The sequence below is a fragment of the Bacillus sp. 16GRE42 genome (genome assembly GCF_019837435.1).
Classification (GTDB): domain Bacteria; phylum Bacillota; class Bacilli; order Bacillales; family Bacillaceae_G; genus Bacillus_A; species Bacillus_A wiedmannii.
In genome coordinates, this window is sequence record NZ_JADAXF010000001.1 from 1,507,344 (window position 1) to 1,522,469 (window position 15,126).

Genomic DNA, 15,126 nt, shown 5'->3' on the forward strand with positions numbered 1-15,126 from the left:
TGAACATCCCCCACCGATTACAGTTTCACTTTATAATTGTTGTAATCGTTTTATTTCAGTTAAAAGTTCTTGACTTTCATGATATCCGGCCAATTTCCATTTCCCTTGATCTCTTTGCAATGTTACAATTTGATATTGTCCACTTTTCGCCCGCTCATATACATATAAAATTTTATGCTCTTCATCATATGACATTTTCGTTTCTGAATGAAAAGAAAACGGCGCTTCTTTTGCTGGAAGTAAATATTCACCACTTTGTTTATCACTTCTACTATTTTCATCTGTAAATACTTGAAGGAAATTCTCTGTAAAATATGGTGATAACGTTTCTATCATCTTATTCATCGGCAAATGCTTCCCACGAATTGAAAATTGGGTTTCATAGCCCTTTTGTATCGTTGTAAACACTTCTTCCCGATCGACTTTCGCTTCCTCTTTTCCTAAAACAGTTGTGACACTATAACCAACTAGAAAGGCAACGCATACAAATAGAACTAACCATATTCCATATTTCCTCATTTTTTCACCTTCCTTTTAAGAAAACTTGTCTTTGTAGTATTCATTGTAACAATGATTATGCAAAGACAGGGGTGGTTTCGTTCGTAAAATCTTTACAACGATAGACAGCATTTTCATCACCATTTTCACTATTACCAATTTATGATAAAAACAAACAAAAAATGCACGAATCTCTTCGTGCATTAAAATAAAACATCTTCTTCATATAAATATTCATACGATAAATCTATAAATAAAAAGTTTTCATCATCAATTGGGAAGGAAAATGTTCGTACCATCTCACCGGTTTCAATATCAGCATATAAATCTGAAAGTCTTGCCTTATTCTCAAAACGCATTTTCATAATATTTTCTAGAAAATACGGACGCCAACTCCAGTTCTTCATATAATACTCAGGCATCACAATCCATTCCCCATCTTTTTTCATAACGTTTCCTGATTGTTGGAAACCATCTTCGTTACAAATAAATATGCGAAAACTACACTGTGATACACTTTGGCTAAATTGTAATAACCAATCATTTATATCTTCATTCTTTTTCTGTTTGGCTAGAACATCACCAATTCGATCACGTAACATTTCTGTTAAATTATAAATCTTTTGTAACTTTTTCTTCTCATGTTGAATAAATTGATGACACTCATTACCAAGTCGTTCTTTCAAAACGTTCGTTTCAATAAAATCAGGTAAGCACTCTTTCAAATAATTCCCTTGATAATATCTACCACCGTTTTTCCAAGCATATTGTAGTTGATAAAAAGCATCTATTTCTTCATATAACAATGTTGCACCAATTCTTCTAGCAAGTAATGATAAAGAATATAAAATATCTTGATAAGATTGTAAAAGTGCAGTTTGCCTTAAGTTTGTTAAATCTACTTTTAAAATATCCGGTGCTAACACGCTAATACGTTCTAAATTACTTGTACCCGTTCCGACTTTATTAATCGAAATTTGAATACCATATGTACGATAATACATAAGCAAATGATTAAATTGCTCTATATCTTCTTGACATTCATGTTCTGTAATTTCTAAAACAATGTGTTTCAAATTTAAACCTTGCTCTTCATACATCAATAAAAGTTGAAGTAAACTTTCATCATCATCGTTCATTAATACGTTAGCATTCCGATGTATAAATAATAATAATTTTTGATCACTTTCTAAATAACGATTTAAAGCTTTTTCTACTATAATGTTGTCCGCTTCCAGTTGAAACTCACTCGGAATAGAATCATCATGAAAGAAAGAAGCTAGACTTTGTATGCCCTCTTCTGTTTGAATACGTCCTACTACTTCATATCCAATTACAGTATGCTCATCAGCACTAAAAATAGCTTGATAATAAGGAAGGACTTTATCCAAGTTACTCATTACATCTAATGCATCTATCAACGCGCTTCCCTCCCTTTACTTTTCAAAAATTATAACATGATATTTACGGAAAAATAATAAAAAATCCCTTCAGTTTTCCTGAAGGGATTAGAGGGGTAAAATGCTAAGGGGAATTAGCAATTCTACTATGAAGAAAAAAGAGGTCTTAAATATAACGTATATATGACCTCTTGTAAACACTTTTCTTTCACATGTCACAATTCCGTCACATTTAACCGTAAGAATATGGATCAAACATTCATTTTCTCATCCCTTTTAAAATGGATATTGATGTAAATGTTGTCCTCCATCCATTGTCATGCAAGTTCCATTTATGTACGCAGCTTCATCTGAACATAAATAATAAGCTAAACCTGCGATTTCTTCTGGCGTACCCAGCCTTCCAAGCGGAACACTTTGTATCGTACGCTTAGCCATTTCTTCTGAAATCCATAACTTATCAGCACCGCCCGTACGTTCAATTGGTCCTGGCGCGATAGCGTTAACTCGTATTCCATATTTACGTCCCCACTCAACAGCAAGCGTCTTCGTCATTGCTAACACTCCAGCCTTCGCTGCAGCCGAATGAATAACTCCCGGACCTGCATCCCATGCATATGTTGCTACCATGTTAATGATATTCCCTTTTATACCTTTTTCAATCCAATATTTTCCGACAGCCTGGCTACAGTAAAATGTGCCATTTAACACAATATTTATGACCGAATTCCAGCCATTCACGGATAAATCCTCTGCTGGACAAATAAAGTTTCCAGCTGCATTATTTATTAAAATATCAATTCGTCCAAACTTCTCATCAATCTGTTCAATCATTTTCTGAATATCATCAGTATTTCTTACATCCATTTGTACGGGTAATATTTGCCCTGGAAATTGTTCAATTTCCAACTTTGTTTCCTCTAGTTTTTCCTTTGTACGTCCTGTAATAACAACTCGTGCCCCTTCTTTTGCAAAACGAATCGCCATTCCTTTTCCCATTCCGCTTGATCCACCTGTAATAATAACTACCTTTTCTTTCACATACATCCCCTCCCAAAAATGAATACACATTCATTTTATCATTTTATTTAATAGAAATCTTTATATTTTTAAACTTTTCTGATATTTTAACGTAAAGAGGTTTCTTTTCATTCATTTTTTTCGTAATCTATACTACTTTTTTATTATTTAAAATATATTTCAAATAAACTGAAAGGAGATTTGAGTAACCTGTAGATGTAACGAACACATGTGATATAAGTCAAATAGGTATACTCATATTTTTATGAAGAAAATTACTAGAAGAGATTTTTTAAAAGTTGGCATGCGCACTTGTCTATATTCATTTATAACCACTAGCATCGGGTACTATTACGCTAAATATATTGAGCCTCATTTACTCTCTTTTACAGAGCATACACTTACATCGCAACTCATACCCAAAAGTTTTCATGGTATGAAGATTCTTCAATTTAGCGATTTACATCTCGGATACTATTTCTCTCTCCAACATTTATCTCAAATCGTTTCTAAAATTAATGCTGTAAAACCCGACATTGTTCTTTTTACTGGTGATCTCATTGATAATTATCAAACATATACTGCCACCCCTTTCGTTGCATCCATTTTAAAAAATATACAAGCACCCTTCGGTAAATTTTCTATTTATGGTAACCATGATCACGGCGGCTATGGAACGGAATACTATGAGCACATCATGCGTGAATCTGGATTTGAACTATTACTAAATAACGAAAAGAGAATCCGTCTACTGGATAATAGTGAAATTTCAATTTTCGGGCTCGATGATATACTACTAGGCAAACCAAAAATAGAGGAGACACTACAGTACGCGAGGCAAAATACTTATAACATTGTTCTTGTTCACGAGCCAGATATTGCACCGCAAATCGCTAAATATCCAGTTAACTTACAACTTTCTGGTCATAGCCATGGCGGACAAGTGCAAATTCCTTTTTTAGGCGCTATTATTACCCCATCACTTGCTAAAAACTATGTTGAAGGCTTCTATACGATTCAAGATTTAGCTCTCTATGTCAATCGGGGCCTTGGAAGAACACGTGTCCCATTCCGATTTATGTCAAAACCTGAAATTACGATTTTCACGCTCCAACATTCGTAATAATTCGCCTATTTTCTTACATATCCTTTCTTGTACGCGCTCATCCACGTTTCATTTACCATATGATAAAAGTGAGTCCAATAAAGGAGGTTTGTTCATGTACCCATATTATCAACCAATCCCAGTCCGTTCAGCACCTATTGGTCCAGTAGGCGACTCACGCTTCTTTCCGTTTTTTGGCGTCCCATTTCTAGCTGGCATTGCTGGCGGACTGCTAGGCGGTGCATTGGCTTTCGGTCCTAGACCGTATTATCCACCATATCCACCACCTTTCCCACCGCCAACACCTTATCCTTGTTATGGTGGACCTTGTCAACAACCATACTATTATTAATGTACTGCCACAATTCTACCAATGTTATTCCCTCTCTTGACCGATCCATGATCTATTAACATGCTTACAATAAAAACTATTCTCTCTACGCATCCATTTATTTAGAGAACATATAATAAGTAGAGAACAAAGTAAAAAAACCTCTTTTTTAAGAGGTTTTTTTACTTTGTTCTCATTATTCAGCATCCGTGTTTTGATACGCCATCTTAAACAACTTCACTTGGCTATCAATTTCTTCTGTACTACTATTAATAACATAATAATAATCACCGGTTTTATTTTGTTCGCGCGTTTTCACATTATCAGCTAATATAAGCTGTAAAATCGCCTTAATTCTCGCCTTCATTTCAATATCTAATATTGGGAAAGATATTTCTACTCGCTTTTCCATATTTCGCGTCATCCAATCAGCTGAAGATAAATATGTCTTTTCCTCTCCATTATGATGGAAATAATAAATTCGGCTATGTTCTAAATATCTCCCAACAACACTAACTACCCGAATATTCTCACTTACATTTGGAATACCAGGCCTTAAACAACATGTTCCTCGAACGATGAGCTCTACCTTTACTCCAGCTTGTGATGCTTCATACATTTTTTTTATTAATGGTTTATCTGTTAATGAATTCATCTTAGCGATAATATACCCATTTCCATATTGCCTATGATAACCGATTTCTTCATCTATTAAATCCATAAATTGCTCTCTTATATCAAATGGTGCAACCGATAAATGATGAAAATGCGGCTTTGTTGTATAACCGCTCAAATAATTAAAGAAATTTGTTGCATCGACCCCAAAGTCTTTTCGTGATGTAATATACCCAAAATCAGTATATAACTTTGCAGTCGCGTCATTATAATTTCCAGTCCCAAGATGTACGAACCTTTCAATTTTTCCGTTTTTTCTTCTTACAACTAGCGTAATTTTACTATGTGTTTTCAAGTGGCTTACACCGTAAATAACATGACAGCCCGCCTGTTCCAATTCTTTAGCCCAATTCACATTATTTTCTTCATCAAATCTTGCCTTTAATTCAACTAATACCGTAACTTGCTTCCCTTTTTCAGCTGCTACCTTTAGCGCCTGAATAATCGGCGAATCCCCACTTACTCGATATAATGTTTGTTTGATTGCAAGTACATTCGGATCGTCTGCCGCATCACGGACAAAATCAACTACTGGCTGAAATGATTCAAAAGGATGATGTAATAAAATATCATGCTCAATCGCTTTTTCAAATACATCTTCCGCATCCCCTAAGTCTTGAGGCCGTTGCGGAATAAGAGCCGGATATACAAGATGTTCATATACAGGAGCTAGTTTTTTATATAAAGAAAATAGACATGTTAAATCTAACGGTCCATCCATTATATACACATCTTCATCTTTTACTTCCAACACCTCATATAATAATGCTAATACTCTTTCATCAATATGCTCTTTGCCAACTTCTAAACGTACAGCAGCTCCCCACTTACGCTTTTTTAATTCTTTTTCAATTACCTTTAATAAATCCCTTGCACCTTCTTCATGAATTGTTAAATCCGCATTGCGTGTAATACGAAAACGAGTAACTGATGATACATTATATCCTGTAAATAATTTATGGGTAAAACCACTAATTACATCTTCTAATAAAATAAATTTATGCTTTTGCCCTTCACTCGGTAAAAATATGAAGCGTTCGAGTAATGAAGGAACTTGTACAATCCCTAACTTCGTACGGTTTTCTTCCTCCACTTGTTTCTCATCATATAAAAGAGTAGCTAAATTCAAACTTTTATTTAATAACATCGGAAATGGACGATATGCATCAATAGCTACAGGTGTTAAGACTGGAAAAATTTGCTCATCAAAATACTCTTCTATAAATTCCCTCTGTTCTTTCGTCAAATCGTGGAATGTTAAACGTTCAATCCCCTCTAACTCCAGCGCTGGCAACACATAATTTTTAAACGTATCATATTGTACAGTCATTAATTCATGGGCCTTTATCGCAATTTTATTTAATTGCTTTTTTGGTGTTAAGCCAGCCTTATTTTCTGGTTGGTTAAACCCAGCACTCACTTGATCCTTCAATCCTGCTACGCGTACCATAAAGAATTCATCTAAATTGGAACTGAAAATGCTAATAAACTTTAATCTTTCCAAGAGCGGATTCGTTTCATCCTGTGCTTCTTGTAGTACACGTTCATTAAATGCTAACCAACTTAATTCTCGATTGTTGTAATAAGCTGTATCATTTAAATTTACTATATTCCCCATCAACATTTCCATCCTCTTCACACTTCCCCTGAAACTTTTTTACTATAATTTAGTTACTTTTATTTTAGCAAATTACAATATTCCAAGGTGTTAATTTTTTGTAAAGACATCCGTACAACTTAACATTTTGATTCGAAGGATAAATTAATAGTCTTTTTCAACACTCTTTCCAGCTGCTTTTTTTGTTTTTCAGCTTGTACTTTTTCCGCTAATGCCGATTGCTCACATACAATTTTAAATGTTAATCCTTCTTTACTTTCTATTATAGATATCGATTCAACAAGCGATCTTTGTCTTATATTTAGAGCTGCTGAAAATTGTAAAACAGCCCCTAATAGGCGGATTTTTTTTTGTTCATTTTTATCAAACCATCCTTCAAATGGGGACAAGTGTTGTTTGAATAACATTTTTGATTTATAAGACGCAATAAGCGCTAATCTAACTCGCTCTTTATGCATCATACCATCAATTGTTTTATTCGCTAATAAATAAAACGTATGTAAGCGACTCGCTTCTTCGTCTATATATTTACCTATATTAAATACTTTCGCTGCTTGATGAAATACTTCCCAGTCTTTTACTGACATAGAAATTAGCCCTGTTTCTTCAAGCTGTTTACAAATCAATCTTCCATGTTTAATAAGCTGAATTACAAATTCCATATCCATTTCATATTCATGTGATAATAAATGTAAACTTTCTTCGACTACGTTCGGATAATATGAAATCCCCAAATCTTTTGTCAACTCTTCATAGAAAACACCTTCTCGTAACCCTTTTCTGCTTAACACAAATGCTGGTGCCTCTATAACATTAACAAGCGTATGAAAAACTTTGACTGCTGGAATAATTGTATCTGCTCGATCTTTTGCCAATCCTTCCAATTTTTGGATTTCCATGAACGACAATGCTTCCAATTCTTCTTTCACATTTTTAATATCTTCTTCTTTCATTTTATATAAATGTACCCCTGCTATAGGATAACAAATTAAATTTTGATGGATTTTCACTAAATTCCTCGCACTACCACCAATTGCAATAAGAGGCAATTTCTTATCAATTAACCATGGTAACGTTCGAAATTGATATTCTAAGTACGTTTGAATCTTTTCCAACTCGTCTTCAGTAGGTATATCCTCTTTAATAAATTGTTGTTTTAAAGAAAGTGCTCCAAAAGGAAAGCTATGGTACTCTAGAATCTCTCTATTTCGAAAGTATGTAACTTCTGTACTTCCTCCACCAATATCTACTGTAATTCCTTCAGAGAACGAAGTTGAATTCATAACTGCTAAATAGCCGTAACGTGCTTCCTCATATTCTGATAAGACTCTAAGAGTAAAGTCTGTTTGTCCCTCAACCAGTTTTTTAATTGCCTCTTGATTCTCAGCCTGTCTAATTGTTGCTGTTGCAACACAAAGTACATGATGCAACTGGTGGAATCGTGTACTTTCTTGAAATTGAAATAACGTTTGTAACAATACCTCTATTCCTTCTTCCATCAACACACCATCAATTAAGTAATTCCTTAACCGAGCAACCACTTTCGTATTTTCAATCTCCTTATAAAAACCTCCGTTTTGCTTTTCATAAATAACTAAACGCATTGTATTAGATCCAATATCTATAATGGCATATTGCTGTTTTAATATTTCTTTCAAACTTCTCACTCTTTCATTATCAAATTTCTAAAACACATTCTATTACTATTATACAAAATAGTTGTTTTTTGTAACAATATTGCTTTAATATTGAAAATATATACAATCACTTTTTGCATATAATAAAAACCTCTTTTATTTATGTTATAATAATGAAAAATTGAAAGGAGATTCAATATGAAACCTTCACAACCACAATCTCAATTACAAAACCAACATTCTATTAATCGACTAGCTCAATCTATTTTCGTTGTGAATCGTCATGCTAAAGCTGCAACTAATCCGAAGTATTTATACTGGTTAAAAAAGACGTCTTTAGAACGCTTAATTGCTGAAAAAAAAGCTATTAAAGAAGGATTACATTTTTCTAGAAATCCACGTTTTAGCCAACAACAATCTGATGTTCTTATACGTTTAGGTGATTATTTTTTCCATATTCCTCCTACCAAAGAAGATTTTCGAATCCTACCACATCTTGGTCATCTTGAATCCTCCTATCGAAATCCGAAAACAACCTTATCTTTAACAGTAGCAAAAAAAACACTTCAAGATTATATTGGTCCTGAAGCACTGAAACAAGAAAAAAAATTAAGTGAACCTGTCCCATGGTATAGTCGTACTTATACAAAAAAATAAAACAGTTTGGCCAATTGTAGGCCAAACTGTTTTATTTTTTCTCTTCTTTAATTTTAATATTTGCTTGTTTATAAAAAGCTATTTTTTCTGTATTATAAGATTTTGTAAATTCATTAAACTTGTCTTTTTCTGATTCAATATCCTTATAAGATTGATTTACTACTTTTACTTTTTCACTAATATCTTTTAATTTTGTACCTTTATCTTGTAACATTGTATATAATTCTTTTTCTTGTTTTAACGATTTATTATAGCTATCATACATCTTGTTAAATGAATCTTGTCGTTTCTCATATGTGCTTTTCACTTTATCCGCTTGATCTTTCAATTTCTTATCTTCAATTTTCTTCACATATTTATCTACTGATTTTACTTCTTCTTGTGCCTTACTTAAAGATTCTTTTTCTTTTTTAAGCACTTTGTCTCGTTCATCTGTATTTTTCACTGCTTGGTTCAATTTTTCCTTAACAGTTTGATTATTATCTTTTCCTTCTCGAACAATCTGGTTATATAATTCTTGTCCCTCTTTTTCTAAAGTTTCAAGTTTCTTTGCATCTTCAAACATTGTTTTTTCTTGCTTTGCAGCATTTTCAAATGCAACATATAATTCCTCTTCTGGTTTCGGTCCGAAACAACCGGCTAATAAAGTCATTGATAATGCAGTTACAATTGCTAATTTACTATATTTCAACATCTTCTTCCTCCTACTTATATACGATCATCGTGTAAAAAGCTATGAAAATTATATATCCTTCTATAAACTCCATACTCGCACCTTTTCTACGAAAATCATTGATATTGTTTATAATGCTTGTACAAATTGTATTACTTAAAATTACATTTTACTTTTTTGAACCAATTAGCAGTTTCATATCCATCTTTTACTTAGCACTTTTTAAAGTCTGTTCATACTATGTATTACATAAAAGTACAACGGAATTCATCACAGCCATAATAATTTGAAGAACAACAGTAATAATAATTCACCTGATAAAAGATGATCGTTGTTCTCTCACGTCTATCATTCTATCATTCCCTTTCCGGCTTTCTATCAAATAATCTATTTGTTCATTTTACACAGTATAAATGCTATCTTGCAACAACTTACAATTATTCTTGTCATTCCCTAAAAAGGAAAAGTGTAGAGCATGCTTCCCTCTACACTTTTAAAATGAAACACATTGTGCAAAATGCATTGACACATCCATCATAATTATATGCTTATTCCATATATTTTTAAAGACTTTTATTACAATAAAAGTTCTTTTTGTAATAAAAGTCAAAAAAATGTTACATTCAAAACTTCTTCATATCATATTTCTTCAAATCAAAGTTTCACTCATTTTCTTACAAATCCCTATGCTGGTACAATTGATTTTGTGCCTTTCTTAACAATTCTTCAAAAGTTTTTCCTTCTATTGGATAACTAGCAGCTCCAAATAAAAGCGTCATACTTAACAAACCATTTTCTATTTCACTTTCAATATTTTTCATTAATCGGTTTGTTATCGTCGACTTTTCATGTCCGTTATCAACTGCCACAATAACATACTTATTTTCGTCCCACCTAGTAACAACATCCCCTTTACGAATTGTCTTTACAATTGTACTCTCCAATTTTTGTACTAACACCTCCAAATTTTTTTCTTGCACTGTTTCTTTTAGTCCTTTCCATTCTTTCATAGAAAGAATGTACACTGTAATATTATGAGAATCCCGTTCTGACAGAGCAGTTACTTTCTCAAAAAAATCAACTACAAAATCATTACTTGCCATTCCTCCTACTTCCGTATCCATACGTCCACTCGCTCTTTTATCATACCAATGTCCAAAATAATAGCTGAGTATCATTTGCAATATATAAATAATAAAGACGGTATAAAATGATCGCGAATCCAGTTTTGTAATTACATCCTGAAGCGCAATCCATTCTGTAACTGCCACTGTATTCCCAAGTAATAACCCACTAATTTTTCCTTTATGTTTCATACTTCTCCTCCCTTCTATACCAATATATGTTTCTATAACAATTATGTTTTTCTACAAAATAAAAAATGTACACATTGAGTGTACATTTTCGCTTAAGCTTGTATACCATTTTTATTCTATTTCATATATATACTATATATCGTTTTAGAAAGAGGTGATCTGTATGCTACAAAAAGAAAATCTATCAGATATTATACGTTTACTAGCAGGCTTTCTGTTATCGTTAAAATTATTATGTAATTCTTTCGGAGTGAACTTTATTACAAACGATCAAATTGACGCTATTGTAAATGTTGCTTCCTTTCTTTTCATTTTATATTTTGGTTATAAAAATAATTATGTAGGAAAAAAAGGAATCGAGCAAAAAAAAGTACTCAAAAAACACAATCTTCATTAAAAAAGGAACCTTTCTTACAGGTTCCTTTTTATCATTGCCGCACAACAACTTCATTTGTTTGCAGCGGACCATATGATACTCCTTTATATTGAAATGTATATGTAGCCTGAAATAATGCGTTTTTAATTGCTTTATCTTTATTTGCTTTTATTTTACAAATTAGTTCTACTTTCTCATTCGGTAATAAATTTTCGATTCGCCACCTTACAAGCTGGAACAAAAACTCACTCATCCCCTTATCAGCCTTTAATGAATTTGGGATATATGCAAAATAATCTCGAATCATATGACTTACTACAACTCGTGAAATCATTTCCATTCCTTTATTTTCTACTTCAATTCGAATAATAAGTATGTCGTTTACATCATAGGTCAGTTCATATGAAAATTTTTCTTTATACATACTACGGATTTGTAATGTAACTGCTATATTAGGACATTCGCTTTCCTTTTTTGAGCCATCAATCCATAATACTGGTTGTAGCGGTATTGAATGCCTTCCTTGATCCGAATTTCGTTTCCATATTTTCACAATAATATTCACCCCATTTCAGATGCATCATCCATACGACCTTATTCTACCTCTCTACACCATATTAATAAAGCTTGTTACAAACGATATATAGTTATTGCTCTTCCTTGTATCCTATTCGACAATATAAAGAAAAAACCATTTTTCCTCTGTTAACAGGCAGTATTCTTACTGAAATATTTTTTTACAATTTCCTTCATTGACTTTATACCAATATTAAGTATTACTCACTCTTTTGCTGTCCATACAACAGAATATTTTGACGGAAGAAAAAGTTTGCCTTTTAGTCAAATTTGACTATAATATTCTTTATGGCTTTGTCAGTGCACTTGTTTAAATTAATTTGAAAGAACTATACTTTAAATTTTTATGTGCTGCACTCAAAACTTCATATAGTTTACTTATTATTAAAGGAGGGTTATATTTGGAATCTCAATTATCAAAAAAAGACTCCAACAATACAAAATTTGTTGTTGCAGGTTTATTACTTGGTATTTTAATGGCGGCAATGGATAATACAATCGTTGCAACAGCAATGGCAACGATTGTTGGAGACCTAGGAGGATTTGACAAGTTCGTTTGGGTCACGTCTGCATATATGGTAGCAACAATGGCAGGGATGCCTATCTTCGGAAAACTTTCTGATATGTACGGACGGAAACGCTTTTATATTGGTGGTCTCATTCTTTTCTTATTCGGTTCTGCACTTTGCGGGACAGCATCTAGTATTGAGCAACTAAGTATTTATAGAGCAATTCAAGGGATCGGCGGCGGTGCTCTTATGCCTATCGCCTTCACGATTATGTACGATATATTCCCACCAGAAAAGCGTGGAAAAATGACAGGGCTATTCGGTGCGGTTTTCGGGACATCTAGTGTATTCGGCCCTTTATTAGGTGCTTATATTACAGACTATATAAGTTGGCATTGGGTCTTCTATATTAATATTCCATTAGGACTTATCTCTTTCTTCTTCATTACTAAATACTACAGTGAATCTCTAGAATTTAGAAAACAAAAAATTGATTGGGCCGGCGCTATTACACTTGTTATTAGTATCGTTTGCTTAATGTTCGCCTTAGAACTTGGTGGTAAAGAATACGCATGGAATTCCACTGTAATTATCGGTTTATTTACAACAGTTGTTATTATGCTTATTATTTTCTTCTTCGTAGAACGAAAAGCAACTGAACCTATCATTTCTTTCCATCTATTTAAAAAACCTTTATTCGCAGCTAGCCAAGGAGTTGCCTTTTTCTATGGTGCCGCTTTTATTATCTGTACAGTTTATATCCCAATCTTCGTTCAAGGTGTTCTCGGCGGTTCAGCCTCAAATGCTGGATTAATTTTAACACCTATGATGGTTGGCTCTGTAATTGGAAGTCAAACAGGTGGACAGTTAGCTTCTCGAACAAGCTATCGTAACATCATGATGGTATCTGGCGTTTTCTTCGTAATTGGTATTTATTTACTAAGCACTTTAACAATGGATACACCTCGTCTACTTGTAACGCTATTTATGGTTCTCACTGGACTTGGAGTTGGTTTCTCGTTCTCAGTTTTAAGTATGTCTTCTATCCACAAGTTAGAAATGCGAGACCGTGGTTCTGCTACATCAACAAACTCATTCTTCCGTTCACTCGGTATGACTCTTGGTGTAACGATTTTCGGTACAATTCAAAACCATATTTTTACTACTAAATTAAACACTGTGTTCCCTCCTGAACTAGCTAAATTAGCTCCAAAAGGCGGAGACACAAGTTTCTTATTAACACAAGGTGCTACCGAGAAGATTCCAGCTGAAATATTAACTGGTATTAAAGATGCTCTCGCTACCTCTATTGCCAGTACATTCTTCTGGGCACTTATTCCGGCTGTACTAAGTATTATTTGTATTTTACTTATGGGCAATGAACGCCTCTTTACAGGTCCAAAAACGAAACAAAAACAAAAGCAAGTAAGTTAATATAGAGAGAAGAAACGGCATATCCCTTTATGAAAACGGATATGCCGTTTATAATATGTATAAAGTTTTTATTTATAGGAGTTGAGACAGCATGAGCATGAAATTAGTCATTCTCGGCTTGCTACTCGAAGGAGATAAACATCCATATGAAGTGCAGCACATCATGAAAGAACGACAAATGGATTGTTATATTAAATATGCAAAAGGATCACTTTACTACGCCTTCGAGCAATTAGAAAAGCAGGGTGCAATTCGTATTACCACGATTGTTCGAGATACGAATAGACCCGATAAAACAATCTTTCATATAACAGAAGAAGGTAAACGGTTATTTCACACGTTACTATTAAAACAATTCGAGGCAAAAAATCAAATCTATAAACCAATTTATTCAGCACTCTCTTTCGCTCATTTTGGTGATGATCAAGAGTTAATTCCTATTTTAGAAAAAAAGAAAAATGATACCGTTCAATATTTACATAAAATGCAAACTATTTATGATTGTAGCAAAGGACACATTCCACGTGCACAACTATATATTTTACAAAGCGTTATTGAACATATTACAGTTGAATTACAATGGTTAAACACCCTCCTTACAGATGCAGTTGCAGGGCGACTGTCAGAAATTGATATAGATGAAAGGTAAACTTATAAAGAAGAAACTGTAAAAAGACAATAAAGTTATTTAATGTTAAAACCTAAACAAGTATCCCCCGTTCTAATTTAGGACGGGGGATACTTGTTTAGGTTTTGATATAACATGAACCGATTGTTAAATAACATAACTGGCATCTTATCTCTGTACAGATACACACTTCTTTATAAGTTTAATCGCACTTTATTTCAATTACCGCTACCTCTCTTCACTCTTATAAAAGTTAGAACAATCAGAATAATAAAAATAAAAACCTTTAGAATTTTCTTATTTTAAAACAGTAGACAAAATTCCAAAAATTGTGTTAGAATTTGTTTCAATATCATATCGCTTGTTAACTTCCTTTCAAAAGGAAAATAGGTACACGAAAATTTCGTTTCGTGTTTAAAAGGGAAGCTTGGTGAAACTCCAACACGGTCCCGCCACTGTAAATGCTGAGATTTCTTGTTTAGTGCCACTGTGAAAACGGGAAGGTGAAAGAAATTATATGAAGCATAAGTCAGGAGACCTGCCTGTTTTAGCAACACTGATAGATTCACGGATGATGATGAGGTGTTAAAACAAAAAGGAAGGCTTATTTTCTATGCCTTTATGCTTTTTGTTATAGGTATTTCCTAGTAAACGGAAATGCTTACTTTCAATT

Annotated in this window: 14 protein-coding genes and 1 riboswitch; of the genes, 6 read left to right on the top strand and 8 right to left on the bottom strand. The window is 33.2% G+C overall.

Going from position 1 to position 15,126, the window contains the following annotated elements:
* Window positions 1–30: 30 nt before the first annotated feature.
* The 3 genes from ILS93_RS07710 to fadH form a co-directional block, all read right to left on the bottom strand.
* On the bottom strand, window positions 31–519 hold the full coding sequence (locus ILS93_RS07710; protein ID WP_046956444.1) for a DUF3993 domain-containing protein: 489 nt from the start codon (window positions 517–519) through the stop codon (window positions 31–33).
* A gap of 182 nt (window positions 520–701) precedes the next feature.
* Window positions 702–1,919, bottom strand: coding sequence for an EAL domain-containing protein (locus ILS93_RS07715; RefSeq protein WP_046957433.1), 1,218 nt, complete (start codon window positions 1,917–1,919; stop codon window positions 702–704).
* 255 nt (window positions 1,920–2,174) lie between these two features.
* Window positions 2,175–2,939, bottom strand: coding sequence for a 2,4-dienoyl-CoA reductase (gene fadH / locus ILS93_RS07720; RefSeq protein ID WP_000660897.1), 765 nt, complete (start codon window positions 2,937–2,939; stop codon window positions 2,175–2,177).
* Between the two features lie 244 nt (window positions 2,940–3,183).
* Here fadH and ILS93_RS07725 point away from each other — a divergent pair, with 244 nt between their 5' ends.
* Together ILS93_RS07725 and ILS93_RS07730 are read left to right on the top strand one after the other, a co-directional pair.
* Window positions 3,184–4,041, top strand: coding sequence for a metallophosphoesterase (locus ILS93_RS07725; protein WP_064474938.1), 858 nt, complete (start codon window positions 3,184–3,186; stop codon window positions 4,039–4,041).
* 97 nt (window positions 4,042–4,138) lie between these two features.
* Window positions 4,139–4,375, top strand: a complete 237-nt coding sequence (locus ILS93_RS07730; protein WP_048563234.1) for a hypothetical protein — start codon at window positions 4,139–4,141, stop codon at window positions 4,373–4,375.
* Between the two features lie 175 nt (window positions 4,376–4,550).
* Here ILS93_RS07730 and ILS93_RS07735 read toward each other — a convergent pair whose 3' ends face one another.
* Both ILS93_RS07735 and ppx read right to left on the bottom strand, forming a co-directional pair.
* A complete protein-coding gene (locus ILS93_RS07735) occupies window positions 4,551–6,659 on the bottom strand; it encodes a polyphosphate kinase (RefSeq protein ID WP_088047239.1) in 2,109 nt (702 codons plus the stop codon).
* A 107-nt stretch (window positions 6,660–6,766) separates the two neighbouring features.
* Entirely contained in the window at window positions 6,767–8,314 is a 1,548-nt protein-coding gene (gene ppx, locus ILS93_RS07740; protein WP_315971420.1) for an exopolyphosphatase, read from the bottom strand.
* Window positions 8,315–8,482: 168 nt separating this feature from the next.
* Here ppx and ILS93_RS07745 point away from each other — a divergent pair, with 168 nt between their 5' ends.
* Window positions 8,483–8,941 (top strand): YkyB family protein, encoded by a 459-nt coding sequence (locus ILS93_RS07745; protein ID WP_154131166.1) that lies wholly within the window; start codon window positions 8,483–8,485, stop codon window positions 8,939–8,941.
* Window positions 8,942–8,972: 31 nt separating this feature from the next.
* Here ILS93_RS07745 and ILS93_RS07750 read toward each other — a convergent pair whose 3' ends face one another.
* Together ILS93_RS07750 and ILS93_RS07755 are read right to left on the bottom strand one after the other, a co-directional pair.
* Window positions 8,973–9,635 carry a YkyA family protein gene (locus ILS93_RS07750; RefSeq protein ID WP_064474935.1) on the bottom strand — a complete coding sequence of 221 codons (663 nt, stop codon included), beginning with the start codon at window positions 9,633–9,635 and terminating at the stop codon, window positions 8,973–8,975.
* 653 nt (window positions 9,636–10,288) lie between these two features.
* Window positions 10,289–10,930: a diguanylate cyclase domain-containing protein gene (locus ILS93_RS07755; RefSeq protein ID WP_088047236.1), complete on the bottom strand. Its 642-nt coding sequence runs from the start codon at window positions 10,928–10,930 to the stop codon at window positions 10,289–10,291.
* A 163-nt stretch (window positions 10,931–11,093) separates the two neighbouring features.
* Between ILS93_RS07755 and ILS93_RS07760 the strand changes: the two genes are divergently transcribed.
* Window positions 11,094–11,327 carry an SPP1 phage holin family protein gene (locus tag ILS93_RS07760; RefSeq protein WP_076539911.1) on the top strand — a complete coding sequence of 78 codons (234 nt, stop codon included), beginning with the start codon at window positions 11,094–11,096 and terminating at the stop codon, window positions 11,325–11,327.
* A gap of 31 nt (window positions 11,328–11,358) precedes the next feature.
* Here ILS93_RS07760 and ILS93_RS07765 read toward each other — a convergent pair whose 3' ends face one another.
* Window positions 11,359–11,859, bottom strand: a complete 501-nt coding sequence (locus ILS93_RS07765; protein WP_048563239.1) for a hypothetical protein — start codon at window positions 11,857–11,859, stop codon at window positions 11,359–11,361.
* Window positions 11,860–12,283: 424 nt separating this feature from the next.
* Here ILS93_RS07765 and ILS93_RS07770 point away from each other — a divergent pair, with 424 nt between their 5' ends.
* Together ILS93_RS07770 and ILS93_RS07775 are read left to right on the top strand one after the other, a co-directional pair.
* Window positions 12,284–13,825, top strand: a complete 1,542-nt coding sequence (locus tag ILS93_RS07770) for an MDR family MFS transporter (protein ID WP_088047235.1) — start codon at window positions 12,284–12,286, stop codon at window positions 13,823–13,825.
* Between the two features lie 91 nt (window positions 13,826–13,916).
* On the top strand, window positions 13,917–14,474 hold the full coding sequence (locus ILS93_RS07775) for a PadR family transcriptional regulator (protein WP_064474931.1): 558 nt from the start codon (window positions 13,917–13,919) through the stop codon (window positions 14,472–14,474).
* Window positions 14,475–14,824: 350 nt separating this feature from the next.
* Window positions 14,825–15,013, top strand: a riboswitch (cobalamin riboswitch).
* The last annotated feature ends 113 nt before the right edge of the window (window positions 15,014–15,126 follow it).

Bases quoted from the DNA above. Each gene is read 5' to 3' on its own strand.
- ILS93_RS07735 (WP_088047239.1), bottom strand. From the start codon at position 6,659: ATGGAAATGTTGATGGGGAATATAGTAAATTTAAATGATACAGCTTAT.
- ILS93_RS07755 (WP_088047236.1), bottom strand. From the start codon at position 10,930: ATGAAACATAAAGGAAAAATTAGTGGGTTATTACTTGGGAATACAGTG.
- ILS93_RS07745 (WP_154131166.1), top strand. From the start codon at position 8,483: ATGAAACCTTCACAACCACAATCTCAATTACAAAACCAACATTCTATT.
- ILS93_RS07775 (WP_064474931.1), top strand. From the start codon at position 13,917: ATGAGCATGAAATTAGTCATTCTCGGCTTGCTACTCGAAGGAGATAAA.
- ILS93_RS07750 (WP_064474935.1), bottom strand. From the start codon at position 9,635: ATGTTGAAATATAGTAAATTAGCAATTGTAACTGCATTATCAATGACT.
- ILS93_RS07710 (WP_046956444.1), bottom strand. From the start codon at position 519: ATGAGGAAATATGGAATATGGTTAGTTCTATTTGTATGCGTTGCCTTT.
- ILS93_RS07730 (WP_048563234.1), top strand. From the start codon at position 4,139: ATGTACCCATATTATCAACCAATCCCAGTCCGTTCAGCACCTATTGGT.
- ILS93_RS07725 (WP_064474938.1), top strand. From the start codon at position 3,184: ATGAAGAAAATTACTAGAAGAGATTTTTTAAAAGTTGGCATGCGCACT.
- ILS93_RS07760 (WP_076539911.1), top strand. From the start codon at position 11,094: ATGCTACAAAAAGAAAATCTATCAGATATTATACGTTTACTAGCAGGC.